This window comes from Candidatus Desulfolinea nitratireducens (genome assembly GCF_982879505.1).
In genome coordinates this window covers 3,655-12,933 of record NZ_CEYOSI010000088.1, presented here as the reverse complement: position 1 = coordinate 12,933, position 9,279 = coordinate 3,655, and the positions used below count along the sequence as shown (strand labels likewise).

At 46.3% G+C, this 9,279-nt stretch carries 8 protein-coding genes and 1 other annotated feature; of the genes, 1 reads left to right on the top strand and 7 read right to left on the bottom strand.

Annotated elements, in window-relative coordinates; all coding sequences use genetic code 11:
- On the top strand, positions 1–1,739 hold a 1,739-nt coding region (locus tag AC3DOM_RS09410; protein ID WP_487918788.1), incomplete at its 5' end, for a metallophosphoesterase family protein.
- 88 nt (positions 1,740–1,827) lie between these two features.
- Here the strand turns inward: AC3DOM_RS09410 and AC3DOM_RS09405 are convergent.
- From AC3DOM_RS09405 to AC3DOM_RS09375, 7 genes are all read right to left on the bottom strand, one after another.
- Positions 1,828–2,397, bottom strand: a complete 570-nt coding sequence (locus AC3DOM_RS09405; protein ID WP_487918787.1) for a class I SAM-dependent methyltransferase — start codon at positions 2,395–2,397, stop codon at positions 1,828–1,830.
- An 8-nt stretch (positions 2,398–2,405) separates the two neighbouring features.
- Positions 2,406–2,936, bottom strand: coding sequence for a helix-hairpin-helix domain-containing protein (locus AC3DOM_RS09400; protein ID WP_487918786.1), 531 nt, complete (start codon positions 2,934–2,936; stop codon positions 2,406–2,408).
- Positions 2,937–2,953: 17 nt separating this feature from the next.
- On the bottom strand, positions 2,954–3,397 hold the full coding sequence (locus AC3DOM_RS09395; protein WP_487918785.1) for a GNAT family N-acetyltransferase: 444 nt from the start codon (positions 3,395–3,397) through the stop codon (positions 2,954–2,956).
- A complete protein-coding gene (locus AC3DOM_RS09390) occupies positions 3,390–4,016 on the bottom strand; it encodes a CPBP family intramembrane glutamic endopeptidase (protein ID WP_487918784.1) in 627 nt (208 codons plus the stop codon). Before AC3DOM_RS09390 ends, AC3DOM_RS09395 begins: the two co-directional genes overlap by 8 nt.
- 182 nt (positions 4,017–4,198) lie before the next feature.
- Complete coding sequence (gene ileS, locus AC3DOM_RS09385; RefSeq protein WP_487918783.1) at positions 4,199–7,354, bottom strand: isoleucine--tRNA ligase; 3,156 nt, start codon at positions 7,352–7,354, stop codon at positions 4,199–4,201.
- 34 nt (positions 7,355–7,388) lie between these two features.
- Positions 7,389–7,643: a binding site (T-box leader), on the bottom strand.
- A gap of 69 nt (positions 7,644–7,712) precedes the next feature.
- Positions 7,713–9,017 (bottom strand): hypothetical protein, encoded by a 1,305-nt coding sequence (locus AC3DOM_RS09380; RefSeq protein WP_487918782.1) that lies wholly within the window; start codon positions 9,015–9,017, stop codon positions 7,713–7,715.
- Positions 8,995–9,279: hypothetical protein (locus AC3DOM_RS09375; RefSeq protein ID WP_487918781.1), on the bottom strand; the 285-nt coding region annotated here is incomplete at its 5' end. The genes AC3DOM_RS09380 and AC3DOM_RS09375, both read right to left, overlap by 23 nt.

Genomic DNA, 9,279 nt, shown 5'->3' with positions numbered 1-9,279 from the left:
TGATCTCAGATACTCATATTCGCCTGCCTAACGCTACCGATGAAGGGGGGTATGCATCAAATCGTTTATCCATCGAGCGCGCAAAATATGTTGTGCGATGCATCAACCATCATCAGCCCAGTTTTGTTATTCATCTTGGGGATGTCGTGCACCCGATTCCAGCCTTGAGCAACCACGAAGAAGCAGTCGCAAAGGCATCTGAGATCTTTTCAGAGATTGAAGCTAAATTATTCGTATTACCGGGGAATCATGATATTGGGGATAAACCCAATGCCTGGCTGCCAGCGCCCGTTATCGAAGAGGAGAGCCATTTAATTTTTTCAAAGCACTGGGGAGCGTTATACAAAGCCTTCTCCAACAATACCTGTCATTTTATATGTCTCGACACACCGATTATCAATTCTGGCTTCAAACGAGAGGGCGAGCAATTTGCATGGCTCGAAAATGAATTTCAAACTGCCAAAGAAAATGGGCTGCGCATATTTGTTTTCATGCACTATCCCCTTTTTATCTGTGATCCGAACGAACCCACTCACTACGATAATATTGATGAACCTGCTCGTAGTTTGATACTGGAGCTTTTTAAACGTTATGGTGTGGAGGCTGTGTTTTCAGGGCACGTCCACAATCCCTTTGTCGGTATCCATAAAAAAACTACTTATTACAGCCTGCCCTCAACGGCCTTTGTACGCCCCGAATATTCAGAACTTGCTACGGTTAGCCCCGGGGATGAATTTGGCCGGAATGACAGCGCCAAGCTTGGCTTTTTTATGGTTAGCGTCTACCCTGACAGACATGAAATCCTGCCGATCAGAACCTATGGAGCGGGCGATCTTGAGAATGGAATGCCCCCGGTCGAGCCTTATAAAATGGCGGGAGGAAGATCTCCGATGTTCGGCGTAAGTTTGCGTCGAGGCTGGGGGAGGCGGATTGAGCTTGCTGCCGATGGATTGGACGAATTCAAACGCAAAGAAGCATACCGCGATTGGCTGTTATATGCGCTCCTTGAACTTGGCGTAACCTCTCTCAGAGTGCCAATAGCCGATCTGGAAAATGCTGATGTCCGGCTACGTCTTTCTGATTTTACAAAAATGGGTTTTGAGTTTACGGTTTATAGCCTCGGCATCCCTGATAAAGATATTTTGACAACCATGGAAACACACGGCAGCCTGATTGTGAATTGGGAAATCATTTTCCCAAAGCACATGCTTTCCCAAATTGATATTGCCGTAAAAGATGCCCAAACCGCCTTTTTTGGGCAAATCTTTATTGCGCCAGTTGTGCCCATCAAAGAAGATGATGGAGATGGAAAAACATTCCAGCATTTCGCAAGTCACGGATTTTCATTTGAAGACGCAGCCAAAGCAGAAAAATTATTATCCGCGATCGATAATTCGACTGATGAAATCGGCCTGACTTTTAGAGTTTCCCCCTGGGATGTCCCAGGCGATACTTTGCATAAAATTGATCAACAAAGCCAGCGGATCAAGTTGATAAACTTGCAATTACCTCGCCTGGATGAGGGTGTTATCTTCGAGGATGATCAACAACTGCAATCTTTCATTCTTGAGGCTTATCAGGCAAGTCTGGCGATGGAAAATACGACTGTTTTTCTGGATACATTTATTGACAGTGATCGGGGCTACTATCCGAGAATTGGCTTGGTTGACAGGCGTTTCAATCCAAGGCCCGCGTTCTATGCATTAAAGCTGGCCTCTATTGGAAATCACCCAACCTAACAAATATTTCAGATATTTCAAAGATTTGATCTATATATAAAAATAGCCTCCCTTGATGGAGGCCTTTTTTGTATAAATTCCATAAATATTAGCCGGGCATTTTTTTAATGATCACCCAGACACTAAAATCTTCGGAATAAATTTCAACTTTTGCTCCATCAAAAAGGAAAATATCTGTAATCGCTTGTGGATCAAGGAAGTGACTTCGCATCAACGCCAGCTTTTCTGCGATCGCGATCAGCTTGACAGCAAATTGACGGATATCCGGTTCCTGGATAACGATCCGCCCCCCGGGCTTGAGGATCCGCCAGAGCTCGGACGCCGTTTCAGCCTGGTCATTGACATGGTGGAGCGCATCGACCAGAAGGATGCGGTCAAATAAAGCCCCGGCAAATGGCATGGTCTCGGTAAGGGCACGAGCAGGCCGGAGACCGTTCTTCTCCCCGGCCTGTTTCAACATTCCCATCGATATATCAGATAAAATCACAGGGCCAAAATACTCTGTCAACAGACCGGATACACGCCCTGTTCCGCCGCCTGCATCGAGGAGAAGGCTTCCCGGCCCGGGAGCGAGATGCTTCAACATCAATTCGATGTCCGGGGGAGAGATAACGCGCTCGTAGATGGGTGCGAGAAGATTAAAATGATCGAAGGGCATCGCAGATCCTAAAAACCTGTAGTGATCAAATCTTTTATCCGGTCATAGGTCGCCGGGCCGATTCCAGTCACATTAGTGATCTCGTCAATCCGCTGAAATTGTCCATATTGTCGGCGATGGTCAATGATCGCCTGGGCAGTGGAGGGACCGATTCCGGGCAATGTATCAAGCTCATCCAGGTTGGCGGTGTTGATATTAACCCTGTCGCTGCTGCCGCCCGTATTATAAAAAGAAAGATTTTCAATATTGAGCTGAGCACCATCATCAAGGAGGGCTGCAAGATTGACTTTCTCCTTGTCTGCGATGGGAAGAAATCCTCCAGCAGCCTGAATTGCATCAGCAACGCGACTACCTTCCGGGAGATGGTATAAACCGGGAGCCACCACGGAACCGGTAATATGAATGGAAATGGGAGCAGGTGTGGGTGGAGGGAGAAGCGTAACTGCCTCTCCGCTGGGTTGACGAGCTGTAAGCCAGATCACACCGGCCAGCAGTAAGCCAATCAAAATTCCCAAGATGGTATTTGCAGTCGTTTTCATATTCTCATCCCTGACCTTTAGTCACAGCGCATGACCAGCAATGAAGTTCCTTCGCGAGCCAAAAAATCTACCAGGCTCGCCAACTTTGAAATCCGTCGAAAATATGGTGGCATCTCTTCTGGTTGAAGGGCATAAAAGTCAAATTTTTCATACAGCAAACCGAGTTCTGACCTACACATCAAATACAGGGGGCGTGGAGCATCAAGCATCAGTTTTTCAAGGATGGCTCTGGCAATGCCCAGATTACGATAATCCGGCTGAACTGCGAGGGAGGCAATTTCTGTTGAGCCATCGATATGAGGTTTGAGCTGCCCACAAGCGATCATCTTGCCATCTGACGTTTCGGCGACAATAAATCTCGGCCACTTCAGACCTGTCGGATTAATCTTTGTAGAGCGAACCAAATTTCGAATTGAAGAAAAGTCCGTTTCGCGAGCCGGGCGCAAAGTGAAGTTATCCAAGTATACCTGCCGCCATCAATATCGTGAATGAGCTAATGTACCAATGAAAAAGGAAAGGGTAGAGAAAAGACCTACTTCTCCATGCAATCCAGCCGAAAACAAATCCACCAAATATGGTAGAAAGGGTTTCGATCTCTGGTTTGCCGACGTGCATAAGTGCAAATGGTACCGCCTGCAACCAAAGGGCATCGGGACCAAATTTACGGGCGTAACCAAAGAGCAGCCAGCCTCGAAAGAGAAACTCCCATCCCAAAAGATCAAAAAAAGTGTTCCAGGGGAGGCCAGCAAGATAGCCCTCATAATAGCTTTGCATACCGAAACTGCTTCGGGTTAGCCACCAGAGAATTGGAGTCACAAGTATTATCCCTGACAATGTGAGAGTTAAACCAACACGCCAATCGCCAAGCTGGAAACCATAATCTTTGGGATTCTCGCGAAAGATAAAAAGAATGAACAACAAGGGGATAATGAGATACAGGGTTGTTCTGTCAAGGAGTTTAGATGAGGTAAATATATGATATTTATCGAGAATCATCAGAGTAGTGCTGACAATAGTCAGTACGGCGATTTTCCAATCAAGATTGAGTTTGGGGGTTAGAATTTTTTGAATTAGAGTCACAAGGAGACCTAGTAAGGGAAATGAGCCCGGTTCCCATTTGGCCCAAATATTGGAACATGTCATCCAGGCCAATTTTAAGATCATAATAAAGCAGGACAGGGATCAGGCGTAAAACCAGCGCAATGAAAAATATCCGCCAGCCAAAACCTTTCCTGTCCTGCTTTGAAATAAATTTGCTCACACTATGCTTTGATCAGGCCAATTTTCGCATCCTCACCGTTGAATTTGCTGTCAACCATGACTGTTCCTACAGGTCCGTCTTCAAAGACCAGCTCAATTGTCAGTGTTTCACCCATGATGTATTCGCGATAGGCATCTACAGCCACCTGGATTTCTGTGGATGCTGTGAGGTAAACCTTTATACGATCTGAGACATCAAACTCGGCGGCTTTGCGCAAATCCTGTACACGGCGAACAAATTCACGCGCCAGGCCTTCCGCGATCAATTCTGGTGTTAGCTCGGTGACCAACGCAGCCAGATAAGCTCCATCAGATGAGACTGCATAGCCCTCTTTGGCAGCGGCCTGGACCTCAACCTCGTCGGAGAGGATATTCAAAGCTTCGCCTTCAATCGTGACCTGAAGTGGCTCGCCGCTTAATAATGTCCGAGCTGCATCTTCAGCATTCATCGCCATAATTGCCTTGCGGATAGCGGGGAATTTATTCCCATATTTTTGCCCCAATTGTTTTGGCAACGGCTTGACGCTATAGGTGACCGCTTCGCTGCTTGCACCCAGTAAACGGAGGCTTTTTACATTCAACTCGCCCTTGATAAGGTCAGCATATGTTTCAACAGCATGGCGCTCATCCACATTGCCAACAGAAAAAGCAGCTTCAGCCAGGGGCTGGCGAACCTTACGATTTGCTTTCTGGCGGGCAGCATGTCCGAGTGAAACCAGCTTCATGACCACATCCATCTCGTGGTTGAGGGTCTCGTCGATCAGATCAGCTTCAAATTCCGGCCAGCTTGCCAGGTGGACAGATTCAGGTTTGTTCGGATTTGCGCCGAGCACGAGATTCTGGTAGATTTCATCCGCGATAAAGGGCATTGTGGGCGCGAGAAGTTTGGAAAGCGTTGAGACAGCCGTATAAAGCGTATAGTAGGCAGCCTCTTTATCGGCATCCGCTTCGGAACGCCAAAAACGCCGACGAGATAATCGCAAATACCAGGTCGAGAGCGAATCAACAAAGGCCTGGATCGGCCGGGTCGCGGCCGGAACATCGTAATTTTCGTAAGCCTCTGTCACATCCCGAACAAGGGTATTTAGCGAGGAGAGCAGCCAACGGTCAAGAAGATTATCCAATCTGGCAGGTTTCACCAGGGTTGGCTTATCCAGATTGGCATAGGTTACAAAGAATGAATACACATTCCAAAGCGTGAGGGTGAAGGTGCGCACCACCTCTCCAACCAGATCGGCTGAGAAACGGCGTGCCTGTCCGGGAGGGCTGGCAGTGTAAAGATACCAGCGAAGGGCATCAGCCCCTTGTGTATCGAAAACATCCCAGGGCTCAACAATATTTCCCAAACTCTTTGACATTTTCTTGCCCTGACCATCGAGAATATGTCCAAGACAAAGGACGTTCTTGTAGGAAACGCTGTCGTTTAGCAATGTGGATACAGCATGCAGGGAATAAAACCAGCCCCGCGTCTGGTCAACAGCCTCGCAGATATAGTCTGCCGGGAATTGCTCTTTGTATTTTTCATGGTTTTCAAATGGGTAATGCCATTGGGCATAGGGCATGGCGCCAGAGTCAAACCAGCCATCGATCAACTCGGGAACGCGGGTCATCTTGCCGCCACATTCTGAACAGGGAAAGTGAATTTCATCGACATAGGGGCGATGCAAATCCAAATCAGAGAGGTCCCGCCCTGCCAGTTCAGATAACTCGGCTCGAGAGCCGATCCCCTGTTGATGATTGCAATCTTCACAAACCCAAACAGGGAGCGGCGTACCCCAGTAGCGTTCGCGCCCCAAAGCCCAGTCAATATTATTTTCAAGCCAATTCCCAAATCGTCCCTTTTTGATATGATTGGGAACCCAATTGATCTCATCATTAAGCGCAACCAGGCGGTCTTTAAATTGACTGGTGCGGATATACCAGGTTTGGCGTGCATAATAGAGCAGCGGTGTTTTGCATCGCCAGCAGAAGGGATACGTATGGGTATATTCCTCCACACGGAACATCAGCCCGCGTTGGTCCAGATCTTCCACGATCAGCGGATCTGCATCTTTGACAAAAACGCCACTCCACGGGCGAACCTCGGGCAGGAATGAACCGTCGGGAGCAACTGTCTGGATGACGGGCAGATCAAACTCTATCGAGGCATCCATATCCTCAGCACCAAATGCCGGCGCCAGATGAACAAGCCCGGTTCCATCTTCTGTGGTCACAAAATCACCAAGGACGACATAATGCGCAGGTTTATCCGGAGGCATAAAAGTAAAGAGGGGCTGATATTTAACGCCCTTCAATTTCTTGCCTTTGAAGGATTCCACTATCTTTACTTTTTCATCACCGAAAACTTTTTCCATTAAAGCACGGGCGAGAATCAGACGTTCAGTGGACTTGCTGCCGTTTAAGCTGAGTTCGCGCTCAACCTTGACATAATCCACCTCAGGCGCAGCGGCGACTGCCACATTCCCCGGAAGGGTCCACGGGGTTGTCGTCCAGACCAGGAGAGATGTGCCCTCCTCGTCAACCAGGGGCATCCGCACAAAAATCGAAGGATCAACGGTCTCTTCATACCCGAGAGCAACCTCATGGTCCGAGAGCGGTGTCCCGCAGCGTGGGCAATAAGGGACAACTTTATAACCCTGGTAGAGCAGATCTCTGTCCCAGAAATTCTTCAATATCGACCAGACGGATTCGATATAATCATCCGTAAAAGTGACGTAGGCGGTCTTCAAATCCACCCAAAAAGCGAGGCGATCCGTCAGCCGCTCCCAATCCTGTATATAGGTAAAAACCGATTTTCGGCACAGTTCATTGAATTTATCGATGCCGTAATCCTCGATCTCCTGTTTATTTGTGAATCCAAGCTGCTTTTCAACCTCGATCTCAACGGGCAAACCATGCGTATCCCAGCCACCCCGTCGTGAGACGTGGTATCCGCGCATGATCTTGTAGCGCGGGAACATATCCTTGAAGGCACGAGCCAAAACATGGTGCACACCGGGCTTGCCGTTAGCTGTCGGAGGACCCTCATAAAAAACATATTCCGGGCCATCCTCATTTTCTTCGGCTGTTTTCTTGAAAATATCTTGTTTTTTCCAAAGCTTCAGGATATTTTCTTCCATCAAAACAACGTCAAGTTTTGGGGAAACAGGATTGAACATAAAGCCTCCAGTAAATAAAATAACTCTCACCTCATTCAGAGACGAGAGCTATGCTCACGCGGTACCACTCTGTTTCCCGCCGAAGCGGGCACTCAGCAAGTACGGCCATTTCTGGCTTATACTCTCATTCCGCTAACGGAGAATGATTCCGGCTTTCCTACTTTTGCGGATACAATTTCAGATCGCGGCTCCGGGATGATTTTCAATCCAGATACCTGGCTCGGCTCACACTATTCCCGAGTTCGCTGGCAGATCAAGTGAATTTACTCGTTCCCATCAATGCCTTTATTCGGCGTATTATACGCGATATCATAAGAGACTGGCAAGGAAAAGTTTTTTCTGATTTACCCAGCATTATTTAAGTACGCTTCCGAAACCGTATAAATTCCATAAATCCCAACGCACCGATCAAGATAAGGCACGTAAAGATGGATACGATATCAAAAACACGCTGATAGAGTGGCCTTTGCCAATCCGGCCGAAAATGCTGAATAAAGGCGATTAGATTCTTTTCATCATCAACTGAAATACGCTCAAACAAATACAATTGATTCTGTTCAGGAAATACAAGACCAGCTGGATTTGTTAAATTATAGTATCCATCAGATTTATTTTTCACATCCCCTTCTTCCAGTTCATGATTGAAATTTTCCCAATAATATCCAAAAATTGGATCAAAGGTCTCAAGCCCGCTTACCCCATCGACTAATCCCTCAGAATCTTTCATTTTCTGAACACGCTGAATGGGGAATGTTTCTCCCTGGCGCACTCGAGTATAGAAATCAGCCTGTGTAGTCATATCAAATGCCCGGGACTGTTCATCCGCGACAAAGAAATATAATAATAAAAATACAATCGTTAGCAGGCTAAGAAGATCACTTATCCAAAGAAATCTCTTTTCGCTCCATTCTTGGGCCCATTTATTGAGGATCACACTCCCAAGTAGGATCAATGGAAATATAAACGCCGCTGCATATCGCACATTCACATGCAAAGATCCCACAATGGGCAAATTACTCAATAATTGAAATAAAATTCCCTTGGCAAAAATAAACTCAATGCAAACCCAGATTGCAAAGAGAAGGACCGCTATTGCACCCCATTGCTTCTTGCTCAATCGTGGAAATTTCTTTTTTCTAATTAATATAAAAGCCTCGACAATACCCACGAAAATTATCACGATCAGAACTGGTGAAATTGAGATATCAAGCTCCCATAAACCGTAATATCCCCCGGTTGATAAGCGCATAAAATCACTAAGATCTCTGGCATTATTTCCGGTCAGCCAGAAAATAGGTAGAAGATTCATCACCCCAAGCAATTGAAGCAGTAGACCTGTAAAAGCTTGCCCCAAATCAACCAAATATTTATCCGTTATTTCTCGTGGAAAATATCGCATAAAAGACAATACAGCTGAGATTTTGGATGCCGAAAGTAATAATCCCAGGCTCAAACCACCGGCAGTTATTGCGCCTACACGTTTCCAATCAAAAATCGAAGGATCAATCAAATATAAAACCGGAAGAGTAATTCCAAATGATAGAAAAAATATTGCAATTGGATAGAACCCCGCGCTATAGATCAATAACGCACCGATAAGAGCCAAAATAGAGCTGGCCTTTGTCTTCGATAAAGAGCGGTCAAATACTAATACCAGGATCAAACTTAGTAGTGGGAATACTTGAAAACCTAAATGGCCAACTGCCATGTGTTGAAAATAAAATCCATTCCCTGTAAAAAACAAAGCTCCCAGCATGCTTGCTCGCCAATGAAATCGAAGGATATTTTTCAAAAAGTAAAAAGTTGAAAAATATCCCACCAAACAATAAACCGCAATTGACAGGAGAGAAGCTGCCCAGGGTGTGGTTAGCATTGTAAATAATTGAGGCAAAGAAAACTGCATATGTTGTGGATTTGGATATGCA

Bases quoted from the DNA above. Each gene is read 5' to 3' on its own strand.
- AC3DOM_RS09405 (WP_487918787.1), bottom strand. From the start codon at position 2,397: ATGCCCTTCGATCATTTTAATCTTCTCGCACCCATCTACGAGCGCGTT.
- AC3DOM_RS09400 (WP_487918786.1), bottom strand. From the start codon at position 2,936: ATGAAAACGACTGCAAATACCATCTTGGGAATTTTGATTGGCTTACTG.
- ileS (WP_487918783.1), bottom strand. From the start codon at position 7,354: ATGTTCAATCCTGTTTCCCCAAAACTTGACGTTGTTTTGATGGAAGAA.